Origin of the sequence: Paractinoplanes polyasparticus, from assembly GCF_019710575.1 — a bacterium.
GTDB lineage: Bacteria > Actinomycetota > Actinomycetes > Mycobacteriales > Micromonosporaceae > Actinoplanes > Actinoplanes polyasparticus.
In genome coordinates this window covers 58,793-83,299 of sequence record NZ_JAHWFK010000060.1, presented here as the reverse complement: position 1 = coordinate 83,299, position 24,507 = coordinate 58,793, and the positions used below count along the sequence as shown (strand labels likewise).

Sequence of the window (24,507 nt, the reverse complement as noted above, 5' to 3'; positions counted from 1 at the left end):
CGACTTCGCCCGGTGACTTCGGCAGCTAGAGCAGCACCGCCGCCGTGTACAGAATGTGCCGGCGCAGCAGGGCGGCGGCCCGGTCGGCGTCGCGGGCCAGGACGGCCTGCTCGATCGCCTCGTGTTCGGCGGCAGCGTCGCGGGTCGGGTTGGCCTCGAACGACCACCGGCGGGCCAGCTCACCGGCCGTCCAGAGGCGGTCGAACGTCTCCAGCACCACGTCGTTGCCGCAGCCGGCCAGCAGCGTGCGGTGGAACAGCCGGTGGGCGTCGGCCCAGTCACCGGTCACGGCGAAGGGCGTGCCGGCCAGGCGGTGGTAGGCAGCCCGGACGGCGGCCTCCCATTCCAGGTCGCCGCGGGCCACGGCCAGACTCAGGGCGGCCGGTTCGACCAGCGAGCGGGTCTCGGCGATCTGCTGCCAGCGCTCGGCGCCGGTGTCCGGCACGACAAAGCCCCGGTTGGGCAGCCGGTAGGCCAGCCCCTCGCCCACCAGCCGCAGCAGGGCCTCGCGGGCGACGGCCAGGCTCACGCCGTGACGGTTGGCCAGCTCCTGCGGCTTCAGCGCCTGCCGCGGCTCGAATTCGCCGTCGAGGACGGCCGCTCGCAGTGAGGCGTACACCTTTTCCGACGCTGTCATGGGGGTCACCCTACCGAAAATAATCGATTATCTGTAGGTTAGTCGATCGTAGGGACCAGATCTCAGCGAGGAGACACCATGAACGACCCGTTCGCCCGGCTGCCCGAGGTGCCGGCCTTCACGGTCACCAGCACCAGCGTGAAGCACGGCGAGGTGCTGCCCGCCGCGCAGATGTCCGGCCTGTTCGGCGTCCCCGGCGGCCAGGACGCCTCGCCCCAGCTGAGCTGGAGCGGCGCCCCCGAGGGCACGAAGAGCTACGCGGTCACGATGTACGACCCGGACGCCCCGACCGGTTCCGGCTTCTGGCACTGGGCCGTCGCCGGCATCCCGGCCACCGTTACCTCTCTCCCCGAGGGCGCGGGCGACGAGGCCGGCTCCGGCCTGCCCGAGTCCGCCTACCAGCTGCCCACCGACGCCGGCGCGGCCCGCTTCGTCGGCGCCGCCCCGCCCGCCGGCCACGGCCCGCACCGCTACTTCATCACCGTGCACGCGCTCGACGTGGAGGACATCGGCGTCCCCGCGACCGCGACCCCGGCGTTCCTCGGCTTCAACTTCCTCGGCCACATCCTGGGCCGCGCCACCCTGGTCGCCACCGCGGAGACCCCAGCCTGACCCCTTCCGCGCGCAGGGCGGGCGTTCCTGCCCGTCCTGCGCAAGAGTGGTGCCATGGCGAAATACGAGGTGAACACCAGCGCGGTCGCGCGCGCTTCGGGTCTCATCACGGCGCGGCAGTACGTGCTGGACAGCGACTGGGGCCGCGCCCAGCCCCGAGCCGACGACGAGAACGCCTTCCTCGACAAGCATTCCTGGGCCGAGTACGCCGACTGGCACCTGGGCCTGACCGACGGCGCCGCCGACGAGACCAAGGCCCGCTACGCCTTCGTCTACGGCGACCTTCGCCGGGTGCACCGAAGCGCCCTGATCGCTTGCGTCTACCGAGCCGCCGAGTGGCGCCACAAGGCCATCGAACTGGCCGCCCACAACCTGCTCCAGGAACTCGACGCCGCCGCCGGCATCACCGAGTGAAGTCCCGGGTCGTAGCGGCCGACCGGCGGGTGGGTTTTCGAGCGCAACCATTTACTCAGGCCGCCCGGGCGGGGTGAGCGTTCCGGGCGCGCCAGCGCCCTGCTCGCCCTGCCCGGGCCCTCGACGGGAGTTGCGGTCCGGGCCACCCACCGCGCTACGACATTCGGCTCTTGATCTTCGAGGCCTCACTTCTCGAGCGCCTTCAGAGCAGCCACATACACCTCCGAGAACGTCGGGAAGGGCTGGATGGTGTCGCGCAGCACGTCCAGCGGGATGCGGGCGCGGATGGCCAGCGTGGCCTGTTGCAGCCATTCGCCGGCTTCGGGGCCCAGGGCGTACGCGCCGACGAGCACCTCGCCGTCGCTCAGCAGCGTCAGGAAGCCGGGCGATTCGGCGTACGCCCGGGAATAGGTTTCCATCTTGGCGACCTCGTTGATCGGGACCGTCGCAGTGAACGGCGCCTCCGTCGCGCCCACCGCCGCCGCCTGGGGATCGGTGAAGACGGCCCGCGGCACGGCCCGGTAGTCGGCCTCCCGCGGCCGGCCGAGCAGGTTGTCGGCCACCACCTCGCCCTGGTATTTGCCGGCGTGGGTGAACATGTGCAGGCCGGTCACGTCGCCGATCGCCCACAGCCGTTCGGCCACGCGCAACCGGCTGTCGGTCGGAACGCCGGTGTCGACGACCTTCACGCCGACCGTCTCGAGGCCGATGTCGTGCACCCGCGGCCGTCGCCCGGTGGCCACGAGGAGCCGGTCGCCGCGCAACTCCCGGCCGTCGTCCAGGGTCAGCACGTAGTCGTCGCCGTCGCGCCGGGCCCCGACCGCGGCCGGCCCCAGCACCAGTTCGATGCCGTCGCGGAGCAGAATCCCGCCCAGCGCCGCGCCGAGCGGCGCCGGCTCCCGGGGCAGCACGCGGTCGCCGCGGGATGTCAGCACCACCTCGCCGCCGAGCCTGCGCACCGCCTGGGCCATCTCCACGCCGACCGGGCCCGCGCCGAGCACGATGAGCCGCCGCGGCACCTCCCGCATGCCGGTCACCTCACGGTTGGTCCAGACGCCGTCGAGCTCGCGCAGGCCGGGGATCGGCGGGATGATCGGCGCGGCGCCGTTGGCCAGCACGACGTGGCCGGCCGTGTGGCGGACCCCGTCGACCTCGACCGTGCCCACCCCGGTCAGCCGCCCCCGGCCGCGCAGCAGGTCTATGCCGTTGGCCTCCAGCCATTTCTGCTGCCCGGCGTCCGAGTAGTTGGAAACCATGAAGTCGCGCCAGGCGAGAGCGCGCGGCACGTCGACCTCGGCCATCGCCTCGGCCTCCCAGGCGGCGTTGACCGCCTCCCCCGGGCGCAGCAGCGTCTTGGACGGGATGCACGCGAAGTACGAGCACTCCCCGCCCACCAGTTCCCGTTCGACGATCGCCACCCGCAGGCCGCCCTCGGCCAGATACCCGGCGCAGTGCTCCCCCGGCGACCCGCCCCCGATCACGATGACGTCGTAGTCGTTGTTCACCGTTACCCCCTCAGCGGACAAGTTGCTGCCCTCCGTCGACGTCGTAGACGGAGCCGGTCAAAGCCGTGTTGGACATCAGATGCAGCACCAGCGCGGCCACGTCCTCGGCGTTCACCACGCGGTGGATGGGCAGCGACTCGCGCAGTCCCTGGCGGCGCGCCTCGAGGTCCGCGCCCAGGATCCGGGCCGACAGCGGGGTGTCGACGAATCCGGCCGCGACCGCGTTGACCCGCACGGGCCCGATCTCGAGGGCGGCGTTGGCCGTGATCGCGCCGATGGCGGCGGTGCCGATGGCGGCCAGGCTGATGCCGACGGCGGCGTGCCGGGCGCCGGTGCCGCTGATGAAGGTCAGCGAACCGCCGGGACGCACCCGGCCCGCGCACTCCCGGACGATCCGCAGGTAGCCCAGGATGTGCTGGTCGAGGAAGGCCCGGGCCCGTTCGAAGTCCATGTCGGCGATCGGGGAGTAGAACGGGCCGCCCCCGCTGACCAGCACGTGGTCGATCGGCGCGGGCAGCCCGGCGAAGAACCGGGCCACGGCCTCGGTGTCGCCCAGATCGAGCGGCGCGGCCGACGCCCCCAGCTCGTCGCGGACTGATTCGAGCCGGGCCTGGTCGCGGCCGGTGACGATGACGTCGGCGTCGGCCGCGCGGGCCAGCCGGGCGGTCTCCAGGCCGATGCCGGAGGTGCCGCCGAGGACGACGACAGTGCTTCCCTTCATGGTCAGTTTCCCTTCATCGGTACGGCGCACGCCTGCACCCGTGGGCTGGGCGTGACGTGCCGGGTGGTGACGCGGCGGCTCGGGACGAGCAGGGCGGTGAGCACGGCGGCGGCCAGGGTGACCCCGGCCAGGACGACCATGGCGAAGCGGTAGCGGTCGGCCAGCGGCCCGGCGAAGTCGGCGCTGCCGCTCACCCCGAGCAGCAGCGGGACGAGCGCGATGAGCACGACCCCGCCGACCCGGGACGCGGCGTCGTTGATGGCCGACGCCTCCCCCAGGTCGCCGTCGGGCACGGCAGCCAGCACCCCGGCGGTCAGGGGCGCCACGGCCAGCCCGAGCCCCAGGCCCCAGAGGATCGCGCCGGGCAGGATCGCCTGGACGTAGGGCTGACCCGGTTGCGCCGCGGCCAGCCACACGAATCCGATCGCCACCAGCAGGATCCCGGCCGCCATGGGCCAGCGTGTGCCGATCCGGGCGACCAGGGCGCCGGCCAGCGGTGACACGACCAGGAAGACGGCCGACTCGGGGATCAGCGCCGCGCCCGCCTCGGTGGCGGTGTAGCCCAGTCGCAGCTGGCAGAGCAGCACCACGAGGTACGAGGCGGCGGAGATCGCGCCGTAGAACAGCACCGTCGCCACGTTGATGGCGTCGAACGGCCGGGACGTGAACAGCGATGTGCGCAGCATCGGCCGCTTCAGCCGCCGCTCGACCAGCACCAGCGCGATCAGGCAGAGCAGCCCGAGCACGCCGGCCGGCCAGGACGACGAGGTGAGCGCGAAGATCAGCCCGCTCAGCCCGGCCACCGCCAGCAGCGCCCCGACCACGTCGAGCGAGAGCGGCCGCCGTTCCTCGTCGTCGGCGGGCACCCGGGCCAGCACGAGCAGCGCGAGGCCGATGAGGGGCACGTTGACCAGGAACACCCAGCGCCACGACGCGTGATCGACCAGCCAGCCCCCACCGTACGGGCCGAGCGTGGTGCCCAGCGTCGAGATGCCGGCCCAGATGCCGATGCCGCGCGCGCGGTCCGCGGCCCGCAGCGATCCGTTGAGCAGGGCCAGACTGCTCGGCACGACCAGGGCCCCGCCCGCGCCCTGCAGGAGCCGGGCCGCGATGAGCGCCCCCGCATGGGGTGCGACGGCGCACGCGACCGAGGCGACCAGCATCACCAGCAGCCCGGCGATCAGTACCTTCTTGCGCCCGAAGTGGTCGGCCAGCGCCCCGGCGAGCAGCAGCAACGAGGCGACCGTGATCAGGTATCCGGTCAGCACCCACTGCAACTGGGTGACGCTCGCGGGCAACTCGCGGCCGATCGCGGGGACGGCCACATTGATCATGTACGCGTCGACGAAGCCGACCATCGAGGCCAGCACCGTCGCCGTGACCAGCGCCACCCCACCCGGCGAGCGCAGCTTGACTGTCATGCCAACCAGCCTGGGCTCAGGGGCCCCGGTTCGCGCCCGTGGCATGCCCTGGTGCCCGGGCAACCAGTGTGTCCCCCTGGCGCGACCCGGTGTCCCTGAGCGCGAGATTAGCGGTGTCGAGTTTTCCCGTACGAACTCAGGAGCACACCATGGACATGAAGCTCGAAGTCGTCGTTGTCCCCGTGTCGGACGTCGACCGGGCCAAGGAGTTCTACACCAGGCTGGGCTGGCGGCTGGATGCGGATTTCGCCTCCGACGACGGATTCCGGGTCGTTCAGGTGACCCCGCCCGGCTCGCCCGCGTCGGTCATCTTCGGCAGCATGGTCGTCGAGCAGGAGCCCGGCAGCGCCCAGGGTCTGCATCTGGTCGTCAGCGACATCGACGCCGCCCACGACGAGCTCAAGCGGGCCGGCGCCGAGCCCAGCGAGGTGTTCCACGACGCGGCCGGCGTCTTCCACCGCGGCGGCACGGACAATCGGGTGGCCGGCCCCGACCCGAACCGCAGCAGCTACGGCTCGTACCTGTCGTTCAGCGACCCGGACGGCAACGGCTGGGTGCTGCAGGAGGTCACCAATCGCCTGCCCGGCCGTGTCGACCCGAGCACGACCGCCTTCGCCACCACGGCCGACCTGGCCGCTGCCCTGCGCCGGGCCGCAGCCGCCCATGGCGAGCACGAGAAGCGCACCGGCGCCGAGGACCCGGACTGGCCGGACTGGTACGCCGACTACATGGTCAAGGAGCAGGCCGGAGCCGAGCTGCCCCTCTGAGCTCATCGGCGGGCGCCACGCGTCGGCGCCCGCCACCCCCGTCAGCCGAAGATGCCGCGGGGGAAGGTCATCGAGACCAGCCAGTTCGGCACGTCCACGGTCTCGCTGACCTTCAGGTCGCCGACCACGCTGCACAGCGTGTACGCCTCGTGCAGGCTCACTCCCTGGTCCACGACGAGCCAGTCGATCATGTCGCGGACGGCGTTCTTGGCATTCTCCATCAGGTCCGGACCGGCGCCGGTAGTGACGTAGTAGCCCTGCCGCAGCATCTGTTCGGTCAGGGCGAGCTGGGTCGGGTCGGCCGCCGGCACGATCGCCCGCGGGCCGGCGATGATGCGGTTCTTGATGACGCCGAAGCGCAGCGTGCACGACATGAGCGTCTCGATCGCGGTGCCGGTGACCTCGCCGTCGCCCTGGGCCATGTGGCCGTCGCCGGCCGAGAACTTGGCGCCCTCGGCGTACACCGGAAGCAGCAGCCGCGTCCCCTTGACCAGCTGCCGGACGTCGGTGTTGCCGCCGTTGCCGCCGCTGACGTTGGGCGGGAACGTGCGGTACATGCCGGTGCGCATCGGGGCGTTGCCGAGGATGCCCATGAACGGCGCGATCGGGATGCGCGCCTGCTTGCCGGTGTCCGAGCCGACGAACGTGGCGAAACCCGTGTCCTGGCCACGCTCGAAGTGGAACAGCTGCACGAACGGGGCGCCGCTGTTGTGCGGCTGGTCCTGCGGAACGGCCTGCGCGACCCGGCCCGGGCCGGGATCGCTCAGCTGCGACGCCTCGGCGTAGGGAGCGAAGCCGGCCGGCGCCTCGGGCCGCAGCGTGCCGAACAGCCCGAGGGCCGGGCTGATCGTGGTGTATCCGAAGTCGACGATCGGGCGGACGTCGAGGATCTCGACCTCGAGGATGTCGCCGGGCTCCGCGCCCTGGATCTCGACCGGCCCGGTCAGCGGATGGATGCGGCCGAGGTCGATCGTCATCGTGCCGTCGGCCGTGAGCGTGCGGGCCTGGTCGCCGATGTCGAGGGCGTCCCGGCACAGCAGCTGCACCTCCTCCCCCGGCCGCACGCTGATCGCCGCGGGCAGGTCGCGGTTCCACCGGTTGTGGCTCACCCGGGTGCAGCCGTCGACGACCCGGTCGCCCACCGGAGCGGCCACGACGTCCGGCGTTCCCGAACCGGCTGTCTCGACCGTGCCCAGACCGCCCGCGGCCGCCAGCCCGCCGAACGCGGCGGACGCCTCGGCCCCGATCTCCGCCTGCACGTGGAGGGCATCACCGGCCGTACCCGAATGAGCGAAGCACATGGTTTCTCCTCGAGGTTCGTCTGTGTCCCACGGTCGTCCCGCCGGCTGCCGTTCGCGCCCGTGTGACCCACCGGGCCCCGCCGCCAGGGACCCACGGGTGCTCATATGTGCAGTTGACCGCCCGGAGAAGTAGCTACTAGGGTGCGCCCTTGTGAAAACGACTTTCATTTCTATGACGCTGGCACTGGGTGTGCTGTCGGGCTGCGCGACCGTTGCCGCGTCACCCGCGCCGGCCGCCGCCACGGCCGTGACGGTCACCAACTGCGGGCGCGAGGTGACGGTCCCCGCACCACCGGCGCGGGCGGTCACCATGGAGCAGAACGCCACCGAGATCCTGCTCAGCCTCGGCCTCGCCGACCGGATGGCGGGCACGAGCTACCAGACCGACCCCGTGCTGCCGGCCCTCGCGAGCGCCTACGCGGGCGTTCCGGTGCTGGCGAAGCTGTATCCGTCGCGCGAGAAGGTGCTCGAGACCCGGCCCGACTTCGTGTACTCGACGTTCACCTCGGCCTACGCGCCGGACGCGGCGGGGCCGCGCGCCGGGCTGGGCGAGCTCGGCATCCCGGCGTACCTGTCGAGATTCGCCTGCGAGAAGTCGCCCGCCGGCTTCACGTTCGACGGGCTCTTCCAGGAGATCGAGGAGGTGGCGTCGCTGTTCGGCGTGCGGGACCGCGGCGCCTCGCTCGTCGCCGATCAGCGGACCCGGCTGGCCGCGGCCACGAAACACGACGAGACCTCGGTGCTCTGGTACTACTCGGGCACGAGTACGCCGTACGTGGCCGGAAAGGGCGGCGTGCCGGCGGCGGTCAGCTCGCAACTGGGGCTGCGCAACGTCTACGGCGACGCCGGCGTGACCTGGCCGGCCGGCAACTGGGAGCAGATCGCGACGCGCAACCCGGCCTGGATCGTCATCGCCGACCTCACGCGGGGCGGGGACGGGGACAGCGCCCGGTCCAAAATGGACTTTCTGCGCTCGAACCCGGTGACCTCGAAGCTGGACGCGGTCAAGGCCGGGCGGTTCATCACCGTGCCCGGATCGTCGCTCGACCCGTCGGTGCGCAGCATCGACGCCCTGGAGGCCCTGAATGCGCGCCTCTGAGCTTCTGCGTTCGTGGGACAGGCAGCAGAGCGCGTACGTCGCCCACCGCGAGAACCGCTTCACGGCCATGCTGGACGTCCTGACGCTGGGCCCGTCGCCGAGCCCGCACGTGCTCGACCTCGGCTGCGGGCCGGGCGCCCTCTCGCACCGGATCCTGGCCGCGCTGCCGGACGCCACGGTCACCGCCGTCGACTACGACCCGGTCCTGCTGCGTGTCGCCGCGGGCGCGCTTTCGGCGTACGGGGACCGCGTGCGCGTCGTCGAGGCCGACCTCGTCTCGCCGTCGTGGCCGTCGCTGGCGGGGCCCGGCCCGGTCGACGCCGTGGTCAGTTCCACCGCGCTGCACTGGCTCTCCCCCGTGCAGCTGCTCGCCGTCTATCAGGACGCGGCCACCCTGCTGCGGCCCGGCGGCGTGCTGATGAACGCGGACCACCTGCGTTTCGACGACCGGTCACCCACGTTGCTCGATCTGTCGAAACGGCACGACGAACGCACCCAGCGGGACGGCTTCGCGGCCGGGGCCCTCGGCTACGCGGCCTGGCACGCCGAGGCGTACGAGGAACCGGAACTGGCCGCGCTGCGGGAGGAACGGGAGAAGCGGTTCGCCGACCGCCCGCCGCAACCGCACGCGCCGCTCGAGTTGCACCTGGCCGCGCTGCGCACCGCCGGCTTCGCCGAGACCGGCACCATCTGGCAGTACCTCGACGACTACGTCGTGTTCGCCCGGCGATGAAGGCCCTCGTAGCGGCCGCGGTGCTCGTGCTGAGCATCGCGGCCGCGGTGACCATCGGCGTGGCCGACCTGTCGGCGGCCGACGTGCTGCGCACGGTGGCCGCGCACAGCGGACTGCCGGTCGCCCCACTGCCACCGCTGGCCGACAGCATCGTGTGGGACCTGCGCATGCCCCGCGTGCTGCTGGCCGCACTGGTCGGCGCCGGCCTGGCCGTCTGCGGCGCCGTGCTGCAGGCGCTGACCCGCAACCCGCTCGCCGACCCGTACCTGCTCGGCATCTCGGCCGGCGCCTCGACCGGCGCGGTCGCCGTGCTGGTGCTGGGCCTCGGCGCCGGGGCCGTGGCCCTCTCGACCGGCGCCTTCGCCGGCAGCGTGGCTGCCTTCGCGGTAGCGCTGCTGCTGGCCGGCCGACGATGGACGCAGCCGTCCCGCATCCTGCTGGCCGGCGTAGCCACCGCCCAGCTGTTCAGCGCCGTCACGAGCCTGACCATGGTGGCTGCGGCCAGTCCCGACAGCACGCGCAGCACGCTGTTCTGGTTGCTCGGCTCGCTGACCGCGGCGTCGTGGCAGTCGGTTGCCCTGTGCGGCGCGGCCGGCGGCGTGGTGCTGCTGGTCTGCTGGGCTTCGGCGCCCGCCCTGGACGCGTTCTCGTTCGGGGCCGACGTCGCCGAGTCGCTCGGCTTCGCGCCGGGCCGGGTGCGGGCCCTGCTCTTCGCGGCGACCGCGCTGCTGGCGGCCGTGCTGGTCGCGGCCAGCGGCGCGATCGGCTTCGTCGGCCTGACCGTGCCCCACCTGGTCCGCCGCCTGACCGGCGCCCGCCACCGCACGCTGCTGCCTTTGACCGCTCTGGCCGGCGCGATCCTGCTCGTGTGGGCGGACACTCTGGCCCGCACGGCGTTTGCTCCCCAGGAGCTGCCCGTGGGAGTCGTCACCGCGTTGCTGGGCGTGCCCGTGTTCGCGTTGATCTTTCGAGGGCACGGCTTCCATCCCGAACCCCCTCCCTCCCGGGGCAGGGGGCGAACCGTACGTGATCCGGCTGGGAAGACCTCTGGTTATCCACAATCCGGGGCTGTCCACAGGCCCGTCAGCGAGAGCGAGCTCCTTCGGTGAGGATCGAGGCACGAGACATCGGGCGGCGCCTGCGGGACGCCACGCCCCTGCTGGCCGAGGTGACGCTGACCGCCCCCACCGGCAGCACGGTCGGCCTGCTCGGCCCCAACGGCTCGGGCAAGTCGACTCTGCTGCGACTGCTGGCCGGCCTCGACCGGCCCGACGACGGCCGGGTGCTGCTCGACGGCGCCGACCGCCGGGTCCTGCCGCGGCGGCAGGTGGCCCGCCATGTCGCGGTCGTCTCGCAACACACGCCCGACGACGCGGACATGACCGTCGGCGACGTCGTGCTGCTGGGCCGCATCCCCCATCGCGCGCGGCTGGCGCCCGTCACCGCCGACGATCTGCGCCGGTCCGCGGACGCCCTCGACCGGGCCGGCCTCGGCGGCTGGGAGGACCGCTCGTGGACCTCGCTCTCCGGCGGCGAACGCCAACGCGTCGCCATCGCGCGCGCGCTCGTGCAGGAGCCGGACGTGCTGCTGCTCGACGAGCCGACCAACCACCTCGACATCCGGCACCGGTTCGCGCTGCTGGAGGACCTCACGCGCCTGCCGGTCACTGCGGTCGCCGCCCTGCACGACCTCGATCTGGCCGCCCAGTACTGCGACGAGATCGTCCTGCTGGATGCCGGGCGGGTCGTGGCCTGCGGGCCGCCGGCAGCCGTCCTGACGGCCGATCGCGTCGAGCGCGTCTTCGGCGTCACCGCCGAGGTCGGTCCGGACGTCACCGGCCGCCACCGTGTCGCCCTACGGGCCGCCCGCCCCCTGACGGCCGGACCGACGAAAACGGCCGGCACGGGCTGAACCCCCGTTGCCGGCCGTTCTGATGGATCGGCGTCCCTATCTGTTCCCGCCGCCGGGGCCGCCGTTGCCGGCAGGCGGGAACCCGGTGTTCGGGTCGTTGATCGGCGGGGTCCCGGTGCCGGGGTTGTTGGGGTCGGTGCCCGGGTTGTTCGGGTCGGTGCCGGGCGGGCAGACCGTGCCGTTGAGGATGCAGCCGTTGTTCTCCGGCGGCGGGGGCAGCGGGTCGAGGCCGTTGCCCTTCTTGCTCGGGTCGCCGACCTTCACGTCCGGCGGGAAGTCGGTCTTCTCGGCGTCCAGGGCCTTGTTGGCCAGGTCCATGAAGACCTTCCAGGTGTCACCGGGGGTCGAGCCGCCGGTCATGCCCTTCCTGGTGCCGGGCTTGTAGATCGGCAGCAGCTGCATCTGGCTCTTGACCTGCTTCTCGCGGCCGATCCAGACCGTCGCGGCCAGGTTCGGGGTGCCGCCGACCCACCAGGCGTCACCGTTCTGGCCGCTCTTGCCGTCCTTGTACTCCCAGGTGCCGGACTTGCCGATGGCGTCGTAGCCGTTGCGCAGGTCCTGGCCGTTCTTGCCGGGGATCTTCTGCAGCACGTGGTCGAGCGCGGCCACCACGTCCGGCTCGAAGGCCTTGTCGCCCCGGAGCCGCTCGGTGTGGAACGTCTTGAACTTGCCCGTCTTCTCGTCGCGCTTCTGCACCGACTTCACGAAGTGGGCCTTGTTGTAGATGCCCTGGTTGGCCAGCGTGGCCACGCCGTTCGCGTGGTCGAGCGCGGTGATCGCGTACTGGCCGTAGCCGATCTCGTTGCCGTACTGCTTGAGCGCGTCGCCCTTGGCCTTGGTCAGGTCGACCCGGGCGCCGATCTTGGTCGGGCTGGAGATGAACTGGACGCCGGCCTTGCCGGCGGCCTCGGCCACCTTGTCCGGGCCGAGCGCCGCGGCCAGGTGGTAGAAGGGGAAGTTGTACGACTGGACGGTCGCCTCGTCGAGCGGGCACCGCCGCTTGTCACACGTGAAGTTGGTGCGGCTGGAGTTGTTGATCGCGTCGCCGCCGACCTTCTTGGCCTCGGAGTCCCAGGTGGTGTCGAGGCCGTACCCGTCGCTGAGCGCGGCCAGCAGCGTGTAGATCTTGAAGGACGACCCGGGCGGGCGCCCGCCGCCGATGAAGTCGCCGCTTTCGTTGTAGTTGGGACCCGCGTAGTCCCAGCCAACCCGGTCGCCGTTCGGGCCGCCGTAGTAGGCGAGCACGTGCCCGGTCTTCGGGTCGATCGCGACCAGCGCCGTCTTGTACGTCGCGTCGAGCTTGCGCAGCGGCGACTTGTCGCTGGTGCGCTTGGCGGCGGTCTCGGCGGCCTTCTGCACGGCCGGGTTGATCGTGGTGGTGATCCGCAGACCACCCTTCTTCTGCTCGGCGTCGCTGATGCCGATCGCCCGCAGCTCCTGCTTCACGTACTTGACGATCTTGCCGGAGGGGTTGTCGGTGCCGCACGAGGTGCGGCAGGCGTCCGGGTTGAACTTCTGGACCTTGGGGTACGCGGTTGGGAGCTGCTTGATCCAGCCCTTCTCGAACATGTTGTTGAGCGTGTACTTCCAGCGGATCTCGGCATCTGCCCGGTTGTTGTCCGGGTCGTAGCCGCGGTGCGTCTTGGACGGTTCGGGCTGCTTGATCACCGAGGCGATCACGGCGGCCTCGGACGCGGTGATGGCGCCCTTCTGGCCGGGCTGGGTCAGCGACGAGCGGTTGTTGCCGAAGTACGCCTTGACGGCCGCCTCGATGCCGTTGGCGCCCCGGCCGAAGTACACCGAGTTGAGGTAGCGACCGAGGATCTCTTCCTTGGAGTAGTGGTCCTCCATCTTGCGCGCGATCACGGCCTCGCGCAGCTTGCGGTTGTAGCTGATCTCTTTCAGCTCGGCCGCGTGCCGCGCGTACTGCTGGGTGATCGTCGACGCGCCCTGCTGGTCACCACCGGTGAAGTTGTTCCACGCGGCGCGGGCGATGCCCTTCATGTCGATGCCGTTGTGGTCGTAGAAGTTCTTGTCCTCGGCCGCCATGACGGCCTGCCCGATGAGCGGGTTGATGCCCTGGTAGGGCACCACCGAGCGGGTCGAGTTGCCGATGGTGGCCACGACCGTCTTGTTGTCGGCCGCGAAGATCTGGCTGACCTGGTCTTCCACCGGGGGCTCGACGAATTGGACGTCGTCGAAGAAGTAGGCGCCGCCGACCACGCCGGCGCCGAGCACGATCACGAGCACGGCCGCGGCCACGGTCAGCAGGTTGGTGCGGCGGCGCTTCTTGGCCGCCTTGGCCAGGTCTTTGGCGGGCTTGGGGGGCACGCCGGGCGGGCCGGGGGGCGAGGGGCGCACGGCGGCCCGCGCGACGGCAGCCGAGGCGCCGACCTTGGCCGCTCCGACGGGCGCGGCACCGACCGGCGCGGCGCCGACGGAAGCGGCGCCCACGGACGCGGAGCCGACGGGCGCCGCGCCGACGGAGGCGGAACCGACCGACGCGCGGCCGCCGACAGACGCAGAGCCCACGGAGGCCCGGCCACCGACCGAGGCGGAACCGACCGAAGCGCGCCCACCCACGGGAGCGGGCGGCACAGAGGCGGAGCCGGCGCCGGGCACGCGGGCCCGGGCGCTCGGAGACTGCGGATCGCCGTAGGGGTTCATCTATCCTCGTCGTCGCCGGAGTGGATCTCCTATTTACACGACTCGGCCAAGACCGGACAACGCGTCCTGGCGGTGTCGTGCGCTTCTGAAGCCGAGTTCGGGAAGCCATGATAAGGCCCCGCACCGTAAATGCGGGTGCTCACATTCCGTGCACGGGCGAATCCGGGCCTCTGACCTGCTCGAACACTCACCGAACGGCCCGGCCGCCGAAGTGATCCACGACACCGTGCGCAATCGGGATCTTGCTACGCCGTCTCGTGATCGGGGCAGGTGACCCGCAGCTCGGCGTCGCCGAAGGGTGCGTCGACGAAGTTGCAGTGGTGCGGCCGATCCGGGCTCTCGGGGTGCGCGCCGGGCGCGAAGAAGCGGCACGTCAGGCACATCCGGGAGACGGGGATGGCCCGCCTGTCCTGAAGCTCGCGCATGAGGGTCGTCGCGCCGCGCAGCATGGCCGCGAAGTCCTCGTCGGGCAGGGCAGCGACCGCGCCGCTGAGGTCGGCCGAGGGGACGTTCAGCCGGCCGGCCTCCGCCTCGCCGGCCGGGGTCAGGCGCACCAGCAGGACCCGGGCGTCGCCGGGGTCGCGGGCCGAGTCGACCAGTTCCTTGCGCCGCAGCACCTTCACGGCGTCGGAGATGGTCGGCGGCGTGGAGGCGAGAGCGGCGACGATCTCGCCCTGACGCAGCGGGCGGGCGCTGTCGCCGAGCAGCGTGACGATGTCGGCCTGCAGCGGCGACAGGTTGTGCGGGCCGGTGTTGCGCCACGCCTCCATCCGGACGGCCTGACCGAGCCGGGCCAGCCCGAGCAGCAGCTGGCTGGCGGGCGGCGGGCCGGGAACGTGCTCCATTAGCACATCGTACGAAGTAATTGTTGGCAGACACAAATAACCCTGTGTGCCCCTAACCACGTTGTGCGCGACCTCGCTCCGGACAATAGTTGGCAGTGCCAAAAGATACGAGGAAGGACGATCCCATGTCACGTCTCGCCACCGTCGATCCCACCACCGCCGAGCCGCAGGCCCGGGCCCTGCTGGGCAAGGTCGAGCGCGCTCTCGGCGCCACGCCCAACATGATGCGGGCGATGGCCAGCTCCCCCGCCGTTCTGGACGCCTACCTGCAGTTCAGCGGCGCCCTGTCCAAGGGCCGGCTGCCGGGCCGGGTGCAGGAGCAGATCGCGCTGGTCGCCGCCGTCGAGAACGAGTGCGACTACTGCCTCGCGGCGCACACCGTGCTCGGCGCGAAGGCCGGCGTCAGCGAGGACGACCTGGCCGCCGGCCGCAAGGCGCAGGCGTCCGACCCCAGGGCCGAGGCCGCCCTCACCTTCGCCAAGGCGGTCATCGCCACCAAGGGCTTCGTCACCGACGACGACCTCGAGGCCGTGCGCGCCGCCGGCTACGGCGACGGCGAGATCGGTGAGATCGTGGCCGCGGTCGCGCTCAACACGTTCACCAACTACTTCAACTCGGTCGGCCAGACCACGCTGGACTTCCCGGCCGTCCGCTAGGCCTACGTGCGGCGCAGCACGGAGACGACCTTGCCGAGCACGGTGGCCCGGTCGCCGTCGATGTTCTCGTAGGCGCGATTCCGCGGCTCGAGGACCACGTGGCCGCCCCGGCGGCGGTAGACCTTCACGGTCGCCTCGTCGTCGATCATGGCGGCCACGATGTCGCCGTTGTACGCCTCGTGCTGCTGCTTCACCACGACGATGTCGCCGTCGCAGATCGCGGCGTCGATCATCGAGTCACCGCGTACGCGCAGACCGAACAGACTGCCCCGGCCCACCAGCTCGCGGGGCAGGGCGAGCACCTCGTCGGAGGTCTGCTCGGCCAGAATCGGCGTGCCGGCCGCGATGTCACCGAGCAACGGCACCCCCACGGTCGCCGGCTGTGCGGGCTGCCGCTGCTCGGGCAGCAGGAACATCCGTACGTCAATGGGCCTCGTCGCCCGCCCGCGGCGCAGGAAGCCGAGCTCTTCGAGAGCGCGCAGATGCCGCCCGACCGTCGAGGTGGAGGCCAGCCCGAGCGCGTCCGCGATCTCCCGCGACGACGGCGAGTAACCGTGCCGCTGGGCCCAGGTCTGGATGACGGTGAGGATCTGGCGTTGCCGCTCGGTCAGCCTCGACGTGTCGTAGTAGTCCTCATCCGTCAGCACCCCAGGATCCTGCCAGTATTCTCACGACCGGCCTGGTAGGCGCGCCGACAGCTTCTCCGTCGCCGCCAGCAGCTGCGCCAGGTCGGCGGCGGCCGACGGCAGCGTCACATAGACGTGCTCCACCCCCACCTCGGCCAGCGCCGCGATGTCGTCGACCACGCGCCCCAGATCCTCCAGGTTCGCGACGCCGGCCTGCGAGAAACACCTGATTTCGTACGGGTCCCGCCCACCGGCCGAGGCCATCTCCCGCAGCCGGCGCAGGGTCTCGCCCACCGCCGAGGCCGGCATCCCGGTCGGCAGCCAGCCATCGGCCCGCCGGGCGACCCGCCGCAGCGCCGCCTCGCTGTGCCCACCGAGCAGGATCGGGATGCGCCGCACCGGCTTGGGGTTGATCCGCGACGCCGCGATCCGATACCGCGCGTTGTCGAACTCGACCGGGTCCGGTCCCCACACCGCCGCTGCCACGTCGAGGAACTCGTCCAGGGCAGCGCCACGCTCCTCGATCGGCCGGGACGCCGCCGCCTCGAACTCGTCGACCGACCAGCCCACACCTAGCCCCGCGATGACCCGCCCGCCGCTGGCCGCATCGAGCGCGGCCAGGCTCTTGGCCAGCCGGACCGGCAGATAGAGCGGCGCCACCAGGACCCCGGTCCCCAGCTCGACCCGCTCGGTCACGGCCGCGGCCAGAGCCAGCGTGATCAGCGGATCGGTCGTCGAGCCGTACCGCTCGGGCCACGGCACGCCGGGCATCCCGTACAGGCCGTGCACTCCGCTCTGGTCTTCTGGGGCCAACAGCCGGTCGTACGCCCAGAGACTGTCGAACCCGAGCCGCTCCACCTCCCGCGCGAACGTCGTCACGTCCGAGGCCAGATCGTACGAGGTCGTCTGCGGCAGATTGATCCCGATCTTCACCGTCCACACCATACTGAGCGCCCGGCTCAAGCCAATGGCGGCGTACATCGCGGTCCAGCAGTCCCCGACGTCTCCGGTGATCAGCCCATCCCTCGTGCCGGCTGACATCAGCGCCTGGATCGCAGCGTCCGGATTCGCCCCGATGTGGGGATGCGGGGCTCGCCGCGTCGTGATGGTCTTGCGACTGACGCCTTCCCGGCACAAGGCGAGGCAGCTCCGCTAGACCTGCGGCGCTGACCAAGCACTGGCGTCTGAGGGCTGCTCAGCCGCGCAGGGTTTCGCCGTCCGGGACGGTGAGCGGGCCGGTCAGGTGGACGTCGCCCTCGATCGTGACGTCGGCGCCGAAGGTCACGTCGCCGTCCACGGTCAGGCGGGTGGCCCCGCGCAGGGACGGCGGGCCGGCCGGGAAGTGCTGGTCGAAGGTGGGCATCAGGCGGAAATGGGCCGGGTCGAGCGTCACGATCGGCCCGGAGCCGCCGAAGGTGGGACGCATGTGGCCGTCCGCGGTCAGCTCGTAGGCGTCGGAGCGGACCACCAGCAGGTCGTCGGTGGTCTTGACGGGGGCGAAGCGGGTTCGCGGCACCAGCACCGGGCGGGCGCCGTCGATGGAGCCGATCGCGGCGCCCATCGCGGTCTCCAGCTGGATCACCGGCGTACTGGACGGGTCTTTGGGGTCGACGGTTTTGCGGTTGACGATGAGCGGGAGCTCGGGGTCGGCCGGGTCGGCCTCCTGCAGGCGCCGCAGGGCTCGCAGGTCGATCCACAGGTTGTTCGTGTTGTAGTACCGCCAGCGTTCGACGTCGCTGAACGAGTCGTCGCCGTCGGGCACCTGGGCGGTCTCGCGCAGCACGACCCGGCCCCGGTAGCGGGCCAGGTGACCGCCCTTGCGGTCGGCCGGCGTGCCGCGGACGACCTCCATCGCGAACGGGACCTGCTCGGCCGCTATCCACGCGGCCAGGCGGACGTCGAGGGTGGCGCCCAGGTTGTCGGCGTTCGACACGAAACACCAGCGCACGCCCGCGTCGAGCAGCTTGTCGAGCGTTCCCGAGGCGGTCAGCGCGGTGTAGAGATCACCGTGGCCGGGCGGGCACCACTCCAGCGTGGGGTCGGCCGGCCACTCCACCGGGAACAGGGTGTCGGCGCGCAGTTTGGGTTCGCGGCCCTGCAGGAAGTCCTCCGCGTCGGTCCCCTCGAGCGCGGCCATCGACGGGCCCCGGGTGGTGGCCGAGTTCATCAGCAGCAGGGGCAGGCGTACGCCGTAGCGTTTCCGGACGGCCAGCACCTGAATGGCGATGATGTCGAGGAAGCTGCGGTCCGGTTTGACCTCGAGCAGCGACTTGGGCCCGCTCAGGCCCATGCTCGTACCCAGGCCGCCGTTGAGCTTGACCACGGCGAGCTGGTCGAGGACCTCGCGGGCCCGCTCCACCGACGGCTCGGGCAGGTCGTCCAGCCCGGGCACGTCGGTGAGCGGTTCCAGCTCGTCGCCCGGGAGCAGCCCGGCCCGCGGCGCTTCCACCTGGTCGAGCCGGCGGCGCAGTGCTGCCAGCTCGGCCGGGTGGGCGCCGTCCTTTTCCGCCTTCGACAGGGTCGCTCGGGCGTAAGCCTCCATACCCGAGACCCTATCGCCGGGCCCTTACGCCGCGGCGACCATTCCCGCGGACACGGGCTCCAGGGCCGAGCTCAGGATCTCCCGTACGTCGGAGACGATGTGCACGGTCAGGGCGGCCAGCACGTCGGCGGGCACCTCGTCGAGGTCGGGCTCGTTGCGTTTCGGCAGGAAGACCTCGGTGAGGCCGGCCCGCTGGGCCGCGAGCAGCTTCTGCTTCACACCGCCGATGGGCAGGACCCGCCCGGTCAGCGACACCTCGCCGGTCATGCCGACCTCGGCCCGCACGTTGCGGCCGAGCAGCAGCGAGACCAGCGCCGTGGTCATCGTGACGCCGGCCGACGGACCGTCCTTGGGCACCGCGCCCGCGGGCACGTGCAGGTGGATCGGGTGGTCGAGCTGCTCGGGCGAGATGCCCAGCTCCTCCGCGTGGGCCCGGACGTAGGAGAGCGCGATCTGCGCCGACTCCTTCATCACGTCGCCGAGCTGGCCGGTGACCGACAGGCCGCCCTTGTCGCCGGGCAGCAGCGACGCCTCGATGTAGAGCACGTCCCCGCCCATCCCGGTCACGGCCAGACCGGTGGCCACACCGGGAACGGCCGTACGCTCGGCCGACTCCGGCTCGAAGCGCGGCCTTCCGATGAGGTCCTTGAGGTCGGCCGCCCCGACGGTGACGGGCAGCTCGCCCAGCGCCGCCTTGCGGAACACCTTGGCCAGCAGGCGCTCGAACGACCGTACGCCCGCCTCCCGGGTGTAGTTCGCCGCGATCTCGCGCAGCGCGTCCTCGGTGACCGTCACCTCGCCCTCGGACAGGGCAGCGCGCGAAAGCTGCCGCGGCACCAGGAAGTCGCGGGCGATGGCGACCTTGTCGCTCTCGGTGTAGCCGTCGATCGAGATGAGCTCCATCCGGTCGAACAGCGCCTGCGGGATCGTCTCGAGCACGTTGGCGGTGGCGATGAACACGACGTCCGACAGGTCGAGGTCGAGATCGAGGTAGTGGTCGCGGAACGTGTGGTTCTGCGCCGGGTCGAGCACCTCGAGCAGCGCCGCCGCCGGGTCGCCGCGGTAGTCGCTGCCGACCTTGTCGACCTCGTCGAGCAGGACGACCGGGTTCATCGAGCCGGACTCGCGGATGGCCCGCACGATGCGGCCGGGCAGGGCCCCGACGTACGTACGGCGGTGGCCGCGGATCTCCGCCTCGTCGCGGACGCCACCGAGGGCGACCCGGACGAACTTGCGGCCGAGGGTGCGGGCGACCGACTCACCCAGCGACGTCTTGCCGACTCCGGGCGGCCCGGCCAGCAGGATCACCGCGCCGGAACCGCGGCCGCCGACGACCGTCAGCCCGCGGGACTCGCGGCGGGCGCGCACGCCGAGGTACTCGACGATGCGGTCCTTGACCTCGTCGAGGCCGTGGTGGTCGGCGTCGAGCACGGCCCGGGCCGCCACCAGGTCGGTGTTGTCGGTGGTGCGGACGTTCCAGGGCAGGTCGAGGACCGTGTCGAGCCAAGTCCGGATCCAGCCGGCCTCGGGGTTCTGGTCTCCGGCCCGCTCCAGCTTGCCGACCTCGCGCAGTGCGGCCTCGCGGACGTCGCCGGGCAGGTCGGCCGCCTCGACCCGGGCGCGGTAGTCGTCGTTGCCGTCGGCCTCGCCCTCGCCGAGCTCCTTGCGGATGGCCTTGAGCTGCTCGCGCAGCAGGTACTCGCGGTTACGCTGCTCGACCGACTCACGGACATCGCTGTCGATCTTGTCGCTGACCTCGGACTCGGCCAGGAAGTCGCGGGTCCACTCGATCAGCAGCCGCAGCCGGGCCTCCACGTCGGGAGTCTCCAGCAGCTCGCGCTTGCGGTCGTTGGACAGGTAGGGGGCCCAGCCGGCGGTGTCGGCCAGGTCGCCCGGGTCGTCGATGGCACTGACCGAGTCGATGACCTGCCACGCCTCGCGGCGCTGCAACACCGAGACGACCAGCTGCTTGTACTCGGCGGCCAGCTCCCGGGCGTGCTCGCTCGGCGCGACGGTAGCGACCGGTTCGGCCTCGACCCACAGCGCCGCACCGGGACCGGTCACCCCGCTGCCGATGCGGGCGCGGACGCCGGTGCGGAGAACGGCGGCGGGCGTGCCGCCGCGGGACTTGCCGACCTGCCGCAGGCTCGCCACGACGCCGTGGGACGCGTAGCGGTCCTCGAGCCGGGGCGCGATGAGCAGCTCGGAGCCGGCCGAGGTGCGGGCCGCGTCCACGGCGGCCTGGGCCGCCTCGTCGAGCTCGACCGGCACGACCATGCCCGGCAGCAGAACGATGTCGTCAAGGAACAACACGGGAAGTCGCTTGGTGGCCACCCGGCACCTCCGAAAAGTTGAGTATGAGCCGCTCAACCTCGGAGGCCGTCAACATCTTCCGCCGTTCACTGCCAGCGAACATCGTCTGCCAGCAGGCTCAGCACCACGCCGTCGGCGAACGTGCCGTCGACCCACGCGGACGCTCGGCGGATGCCCTCCTCGGTGAAGCCGGCCCGGGCGGCGGTGGCCCGCATGGCCGCGTTGTCGGCGAGGGTCTCGATCTGCAGCCGGTGCAGGCCGCGCATCGCGAAGCCGTATGCGCAGAGCACCCGGACCGCGTCGACGGCGAACCCGCTGCCCCGGGCGCCGGGCAGCAACGCGATGCCCACCTCGGCGCTGCGGTTGTGCAGGTCGATGCCCCACAGCCCGCCCTCGCCGACCAGCGCGCCGTCCACGAGCGAGACGATCGAGAAGACCGCGCTGCTCGGTTCGGGCTCCACCACGGCGTACGGCGCCGCCGCCGTTCCCGGCGAGACCGGCTGCCACGGGCGGTGCGACGACCGCGCGTACGCCCGCACGTCCCCGAACAGCTCTTCCTGAAGCACGGGCACGTCCGACTCGATCCGGGCCCGCAGCCCGACCTTTTCCCCGCGAAGCATGCGCCCTGTCTATCACCGTCCGGCAGCGCGGAGGCATATGGCACAAACAGGTGATTCCTGCCACCGGGCCGGGGTAGACGATCGAACGACGAAGATCACGACTCCTGGAGGTTGTCCCGTGCGTCGCTCCGCAACTCTGGCCACCGGCGCCGCTCTGACCGGCCTCGCGCTGGTCCTGTCGGCGTGCAGCACGCCCTCCCCGGCGCAGGCCCCGGCCGGCGTCGCGTCGACGCCCTCGGCAACAGCGCCGGAGACCACGTCGCCTCCATCAGCTCCGGACGACACCAGGGTCGACCCGGCTGCGGCCACCAAGCAGATCCTGGGCGGCAAGCGGCAGGCTCTCATTCACATCACCGAGGACGACAAGGACTGGAGCGCCTCCTACGAGGGACCGATCACCATCGGCTCCGGCACGGACGACGGCGCCCGCTTCCGGCTCATCCCGGCCGGCAACGGCCAGTTCCTGATCGAGGCGCTGCGGGCCCGCGAGGAGGGCGGCCGCTGGTGCGTGAACGCCGACACCGGGGACGAGCCGGTCAGCCTGGGCACGGTCAAGTGTGCCGAGAACGAGAACACCCTCTTCCGGATCAGCGCGACCGGCAAGTCGGACGACAAGGGCCGGCCCACGCACTGGATCAACAGCGAGAAGTTCGGCACCGTGCAGGTGCGGAACGACGGCTCGGCGCTCTACATCCAGGAGGTCGGCGACGGCGGCAGCCGCGGCACCTTCAGTTTCGTCGACCGCGGCGCCCTCTAAGGCCCGTAGGCGAGCAGCCGCGTACGGCGGGAGTCGTCGTCGCGCAGGGGGCAGGTGTCGCAGCGGTTCTCGGCGGGCGGGCCGGGTTCAGCCGTGCTGCGGTAGTAGAGGCAGCACGTGCCGCGCACCTGGTGCAGACGGTCGCCGACCGGGAACTGGCGGCTGCGCGGGAAGCGTACGGGGACGTGCCGGGCCAGCGCGTCCAGCAGGCGCTGCGCCCGCGACCAGGCGGCCTGCTGGTCGCGCCCGGCCAGTTCGGCCAGCCACAGAGCCGTCGCGGTGACGTCGTCGGCGGCCAGGCCCCAGAGGTTGCGCAGCCCGAACGGTGCTCGGGTGCGCACCGCCTGGAAGAGCGGTGTCAGCGTGGCCGCGGCCCGCGACGCCCACCAGTCGTCGAGGGCGTCCTCGTCCGGCAGGGCGACGCTGTCGGGGTGGGCGGCCGCCGGGTCGCCGGTCAGAACCGCGATCACGCCCGTACGAACACCGCGCGCGTCGAACTCGCCGTTGCCGGCGGGCAACGCGGTCAGATTGGACAGCGCCGGGTCGGGGCAGCGCCGGTCGAGCAGCAGCGAACCGACGGTCGGGCCGACCACCGCGGCGGCCAGGACGGAGCCGAGGGTGCTGCCGGCGACGTTGCGGCCGCCGTGCTCGGCGATGAGCAGTTCCAGCCAGTGGTCGAGGCGGCCGTCGGCCTCGGCGGTGGCCAGCGCGACCCAGCCGTCTCCCGGTCGTACGGAAAAACCCGCGTAGTCGTCGAGCGCCGCCAGCCGGGCGGCGGTTTCGGCGACCGGGGCGGACTCCATGCGGTAAGGCTAACCTAACCGACTGCCCATCAGGACTGGGGAAGCGCTTCCCCCGCGAAAGCCGCATGTTTCCGCACATGGCGAAGATCGTAGATTGTCAATATTGAGAGAGCGCTTCCCCGAGCCGATACTCCCTGGCATCCCCGTCCCTCCCCCGAAGGGAATCCCCGATGCGAAGGTACTTGGCGGCGACTCTGCTCGCCGCGGCCACCGTCCTCGTGGCCTCCGCACCCGCGAACGCCGCCACCGTGACGGTGCAGGCCGAGGCGTACGCGGCCCAGTCCGGCAGTCAGGTCGAGACCACCGCCGACACGGGCGGCGGCCAGAACGTCGCCTACCTCGGCGAGGGCGACTGGCTCCGGTACGACAACGTCACCCTGACCGGTGTGTCGAGCGTCTCGGCCCGGGTCGCCTCCGCGGTCGGCGCCGGTCGGGTCGAGCTGCGCACCGGCTCGACGACCGGGCCGCTGCTCGCCCAGTTCGCCATCACGGCGACCGGCGGCTGGCAGACCTGGACCACGCTGACCGCCACCGCGGCGGCCAACCATCCGGTGGGCTCGCAGACCGTCTTCGCGGTGCTGCGGAACACCACCGGCGGTGGCGACTTCGTCAACCTCAACTGGTTCACGTTCGGCGACGGCGCGCCGCCCGCCCAGGACGGCTGGGCGCCGGTCGACGCGGCCGCCTGGAACGCCCAGCTCGCCGCGTTCCGCGCGCTGACCCCACGGCCCGTGCCGGCCGGCACGGTGCGCGTGCCGGAGTTCAACGCGACCTGCGCCTACAGCCACTCCCGCCCGGACGACCCGATCATCTTCCCGGGCCTGCCGGGCGCCTCGCACATGCACACCTTCCTCGGCAACGACAGCACCAACGCGCACAGCACCACCCGCACCCTGCTCGCCAACGCCGGCACCACCTGCCGCCCGGCGCCCGACCTGTCGGCCTACTGGATCCCCACCCTCTACGAGAACGACCGGGCCATCGAGCCCAAGGACGTGGTCGTCTACTACGGCTCGCGCCTGACCGACCCGTCGGCCACGGTGCCCTTCCCCCAGGGCTTCCGCATGATCGCCGGCGACGCCCGGCAGCAGACGCCGACACCCGCCGGTTCGGTCAACGCGTTCTACTGCGCCGGGCCGGGCGGTGAGATCGGCCGCAGCGCCGACGGCAACTGGCCGGTCTGCGCGCCCACCGCGGTGCTGATGTTCCACCTGGTCTTCCAGGACTGCTGGGACGGCCGGAACCTCGACAGCCCCACACACAAGGCGCACGTCGCGTACAGCTACGACGGCACGTGCCGCGGCGACTACCCGGTCGCCATCCCCAACCTGTCGTTCCTGATCGCCTACCCCACCAGCGGCAGCCCGAACGGCTTCCGGCTGGCGTCGGGGATGGCCTCCTCGATGCACGGCGACGCGTTCATGGCCTGGGACAACCGGGCGCTGGGCGAGCGCGTGAGGAACTGCGTCGTCCAGAAGGCGAAGTGCAACACCGACGGCGACTTCTAAGCCCGCCCCCGCGTACGCCGATCATGTCCGGGTCAGGACACTCGGCAG

At 71.8% G+C, this 24,507-nt stretch carries 23 protein-coding genes; 10 read left to right on the top strand and 13 right to left on the bottom strand.

Annotated features, from left to right (window positions below; translation table 11 throughout):
• Positions 1-25 precede the first annotated feature (25 nt).
• Positions 26-637 (bottom strand): GntR family transcriptional regulator, encoded by a 612-nt coding sequence (locus KXC43_RS44575; RefSeq protein WP_221382345.1) that lies wholly within the window; start codon positions 635-637, stop codon positions 26-28.
• A 78-nt stretch (positions 638-715) separates the two neighbouring features.
• Here KXC43_RS44575 and KXC43_RS44570 point away from each other — a divergent pair, with 78 nt between their 5' ends.
• Both KXC43_RS44570 and KXC43_RS44565 read left to right on the top strand, forming a co-directional pair.
• Entirely contained in the window at positions 716-1,249 is a 534-nt protein-coding gene (locus tag KXC43_RS44570; RefSeq protein WP_221382344.1) for a YbhB/YbcL family Raf kinase inhibitor-like protein, read from the top strand.
• 54 nt (positions 1,250-1,303) lie between these two features.
• Positions 1,304-1,663: a hypothetical protein gene (locus tag KXC43_RS44565; protein ID WP_221382343.1), complete on the top strand. Its 360-nt coding sequence runs from the start codon at positions 1,304-1,306 to the stop codon at positions 1,661-1,663.
• 185 nt (positions 1,664-1,848) lie between these two features.
• On the opposite strand, the gene KXC43_RS44560 is transcribed toward KXC43_RS44565, so the two are convergent.
• The 3 genes from KXC43_RS44560 to KXC43_RS44550 are packed head-to-tail and all read right to left on the bottom strand — an operon-like array spanning position 1,849 to position 5,310.
• A complete protein-coding gene (locus tag KXC43_RS44560) occupies positions 1,849-3,168 on the bottom strand; it encodes a dihydrolipoyl dehydrogenase family protein (protein ID WP_308129539.1) in 1,320 nt (439 codons plus the stop codon).
• 10 nt (positions 3,169-3,178) lie between these two features.
• Positions 3,179-3,889, bottom strand: coding sequence for an SDR family oxidoreductase (locus KXC43_RS44555; RefSeq protein ID WP_221382341.1), 711 nt, complete (start codon positions 3,887-3,889; stop codon positions 3,179-3,181).
• Positions 3,890-3,891: 2 nt separating this feature from the next.
• Positions 3,892-5,310, bottom strand: a complete 1,419-nt coding sequence (locus KXC43_RS44550) for an MFS transporter (protein WP_221382340.1) — start codon at positions 5,308-5,310, stop codon at positions 3,892-3,894.
• Positions 5,311-5,459: 149 nt separating this feature from the next.
• On the opposite strand from KXC43_RS44550, the gene KXC43_RS44545 reads away from it, so the two are divergent.
• Positions 5,460-6,077: a VOC family protein gene (locus KXC43_RS44545; RefSeq protein ID WP_221382339.1), complete on the top strand. Its 618-nt coding sequence runs from the start codon at positions 5,460-5,462 to the stop codon at positions 6,075-6,077.
• Between the two features lie 41 nt (positions 6,078-6,118).
• Here KXC43_RS44545 and KXC43_RS44540 read toward each other — a convergent pair whose 3' ends face one another.
• Positions 6,119-7,378, bottom strand: a complete 1,260-nt coding sequence (locus KXC43_RS44540; RefSeq protein WP_221382338.1) for an acetamidase/formamidase family protein — start codon at positions 7,376-7,378, stop codon at positions 6,119-6,121.
• A 172-nt stretch (positions 7,379-7,550) separates the two neighbouring features.
• On the opposite strand from KXC43_RS44540, the gene KXC43_RS44535 reads away from it, so the two are divergent.
• From KXC43_RS44535 to KXC43_RS44520, 4 genes are read left to right on the top strand one after another with little or no spacing between them, the layout of a single operon-like run.
• Complete coding sequence (locus KXC43_RS44535; protein WP_221382337.1) at positions 7,551-8,477, top strand: ABC transporter substrate-binding protein; 927 nt, start codon at positions 7,551-7,553, stop codon at positions 8,475-8,477.
• Positions 8,464-9,210, top strand: a complete 747-nt coding sequence (locus KXC43_RS44530) for a class I SAM-dependent methyltransferase (protein ID WP_221382336.1) — start codon at positions 8,464-8,466, stop codon at positions 9,208-9,210. Before KXC43_RS44535 ends, KXC43_RS44530 begins: the two co-directional genes overlap by 14 nt.
• Positions 9,207-10,319, top strand: coding sequence for a FecCD family ABC transporter permease (locus KXC43_RS44525; RefSeq protein WP_221382335.1), 1,113 nt, complete (start codon positions 9,207-9,209; stop codon positions 10,317-10,319). Before KXC43_RS44530 ends, KXC43_RS44525 begins: the two co-directional genes overlap by 4 nt.
• Positions 10,316-11,122 (top strand): ABC transporter ATP-binding protein, encoded by an 807-nt coding sequence (locus KXC43_RS44520; protein ID WP_308129538.1) that lies wholly within the window; start codon positions 10,316-10,318, stop codon positions 11,120-11,122. Before KXC43_RS44525 ends, KXC43_RS44520 begins: the two co-directional genes overlap by 4 nt.
• A gap of 36 nt (positions 11,123-11,158) precedes the next feature.
• On the opposite strand, the gene KXC43_RS44515 is transcribed toward KXC43_RS44520, so the two are convergent.
• Both KXC43_RS44515 and KXC43_RS44510 read right to left on the bottom strand, forming a co-directional pair.
• The gene (locus KXC43_RS44515) at positions 11,159-13,576 is read right to left on the bottom strand and encodes a transglycosylase domain-containing protein (protein ID WP_221382334.1); all 2,418 of its coding nucleotides are present in this window, start codon (positions 13,574-13,576) and stop codon (positions 11,159-11,161) included.
• A 458-nt stretch (positions 13,577-14,034) separates the two neighbouring features.
• A complete protein-coding gene (locus tag KXC43_RS44510; RefSeq protein ID WP_221382333.1) occupies positions 14,035-14,634 on the bottom strand; it encodes a MarR family winged helix-turn-helix transcriptional regulator in 600 nt (199 codons plus the stop codon).
• Between the two features lie 125 nt (positions 14,635-14,759).
• Between KXC43_RS44510 and KXC43_RS44505 the strand changes: the two genes are divergently transcribed.
• Positions 14,760-15,290 carry a carboxymuconolactone decarboxylase family protein gene (locus KXC43_RS44505; protein WP_221382332.1) on the top strand — a complete coding sequence of 177 codons (531 nt, stop codon included), beginning with the start codon at positions 14,760-14,762 and terminating at the stop codon, positions 15,288-15,290.
• Between the two features lie 2 nt (positions 15,291-15,292).
• Here KXC43_RS44505 and lexA read toward each other — a convergent pair whose 3' ends face one another.
• From lexA to KXC43_RS44480, 5 genes are all read right to left on the bottom strand, one after another.
• Positions 15,293-15,937 carry a transcriptional repressor LexA gene (gene lexA, locus KXC43_RS44500; protein ID WP_221382331.1) on the bottom strand — a complete coding sequence of 215 codons (645 nt, stop codon included), beginning with the start codon at positions 15,935-15,937 and terminating at the stop codon, positions 15,293-15,295.
• Between the two features lie 21 nt (positions 15,938-15,958).
• Entirely contained in the window at positions 15,959-16,849 is an 891-nt protein-coding gene (locus KXC43_RS44495) for a TIGR03619 family F420-dependent LLM class oxidoreductase (protein ID WP_221382330.1), read from the bottom strand.
• Positions 16,850-17,111: 262 nt separating this feature from the next.
• The gene (locus tag KXC43_RS44490) at positions 17,112-18,458 is read right to left on the bottom strand and encodes a UTP--glucose-1-phosphate uridylyltransferase (RefSeq protein ID WP_221382329.1); all 1,347 of its coding nucleotides are present in this window, start codon (positions 18,456-18,458) and stop codon (positions 17,112-17,114) included.
• Between the two features lie 24 nt (positions 18,459-18,482).
• Positions 18,483-20,735, bottom strand: coding sequence for an endopeptidase La (gene lon / locus KXC43_RS44485; protein WP_255645896.1), 2,253 nt, complete (start codon positions 20,733-20,735; stop codon positions 18,483-18,485).
• Between the two features lie 122 nt (positions 20,736-20,857).
• Positions 20,858-21,391, bottom strand: a complete 534-nt coding sequence (locus KXC43_RS44480) for a GNAT family N-acetyltransferase (RefSeq protein WP_221382327.1) — start codon at positions 21,389-21,391, stop codon at positions 20,858-20,860.
• 118 nt (positions 21,392-21,509) lie between these two features.
• Between KXC43_RS44480 and KXC43_RS44475 the strand changes: the two genes are divergently transcribed.
• Positions 21,510-22,148 (top strand): hypothetical protein, encoded by a 639-nt coding sequence (locus KXC43_RS44475; RefSeq protein ID WP_221382326.1) that lies wholly within the window; start codon positions 21,510-21,512, stop codon positions 22,146-22,148.
• Here the strand turns inward: KXC43_RS44475 and KXC43_RS44470 are convergent.
• Entirely contained in the window at positions 22,145-22,951 is an 807-nt protein-coding gene (locus KXC43_RS44470) for a (2Fe-2S)-binding protein (RefSeq protein ID WP_221382325.1), read from the bottom strand. The genes KXC43_RS44475 and KXC43_RS44470 overlap by 4 nt on opposite strands.
• 170 nt (positions 22,952-23,121) lie before the next feature.
• Here KXC43_RS44470 and KXC43_RS44465 point away from each other — a divergent pair, with 170 nt between their 5' ends.
• On the top strand, positions 23,122-24,459 hold the full coding sequence (locus KXC43_RS44465) for a DUF1996 domain-containing protein (protein ID WP_221382324.1): 1,338 nt from the start codon (positions 23,122-23,124) through the stop codon (positions 24,457-24,459).
• Positions 24,460-24,507: the final 48 nt, after the last annotated feature.